General features: G+C 49.5%; 1 protein-coding gene. It reads right to left on the minus strand.

Annotated elements, in window-relative coordinates; translation table 11 throughout:
• Positions 1-479, minus strand: a 479-nt coding sequence (locus tag ABZJ92_RS22275) for a portal protein (RefSeq protein ID WP_353765465.1), incomplete at both ends; no start/stop codon positions are given.

A 479-nucleotide genomic window follows, 5' to 3' on the forward strand; every position in this document is an offset into this window, starting at 1 on the left:
TAAGCGTTGGCTTGCGGCACTTCAGGGTTTTCCATGTAGGAGATTGGACCAATCGGCAGGTCGTTACCGTTTTCATCAGTCCTGTTCTGCAGATAGTACGGATAGTCATCATTTCCGCCGTACATGTATTCGTAGCCTTCGATTTGCTCAGGGAAGAAGGTCGGTTTCTTCTTCGGTGACCGAGCAACAATATCGGCGTTGAACGACATAATCATGTTACGAAGGCGTTGACCGTCTTTCGTCAGCCTTACCACACCCTCGTAGCACTCCTTGTCACCAGCGAATGACCATTCGCCATACACTGGAACGATTGGAATATGCTCTCCGGCTATCTTCTCGCGGTCTTTCAGTATCTGCGTACAGGTGATGATCGACTTATACACACGCCGACGCTTCACCTTGCGCTCTGCTACCTTAATGAATCCACGATTAGCCAGGTCGTCGATGACGTCTTTGATATCCTGCTGGTAATAGCTGAC

This window comes from Shigella sp. FJ200513, from assembly GCF_040495915.1.
Taxonomy (GTDB): Bacteria; Pseudomonadota; Gammaproteobacteria; order Enterobacterales; family Enterobacteriaceae; genus ECMA0423.